1 pseudogene is annotated in these 304 nt (G+C 28.0%); it reads left to right on the top strand.

The features are described 5' to 3' along the window. A pseudogene (locus tag RI68_RS04445) lies at positions 1 to 304 on the top strand (phase variable surface lipoprotein); the annotation flags it as partial.

The following is a 304-nucleotide window of genomic DNA, read 5'->3' on the forward strand; positions in this document are numbered from 1 at the left end:
AAGAAGCCAATTATCGCCCTAAAAACCAAACTCTTTTTGTCGACTCTCAAATCTTAGAAGAAATTAAACAAACCAAAATAACCTTAATTAACGATAATTTTTCTTCTAGTAATAACCAAACCATTACTTTCAGATTTAAACCCTCTTAAAAACCAAAATAATAACCTTAAAACCTCTCATGATATATTTCAAATCAATTATAAAAATGAATCTAAAAACGCCATCAAAGAATTGATCGGCAAAATTAATCATCACAAACTAGAAAACTTACAATTATACCAACTGGACCCCAATAAACTAGATA

Origin of the sequence: Vaccinium witches'-broom phytoplasma str. VAC, assembly GCF_000309405.1 — a bacterium.
Lineage (GTDB): Bacteria > Bacillota_I > Bacilli_A > Acholeplasmatales > Acholeplasmataceae > Phytoplasma.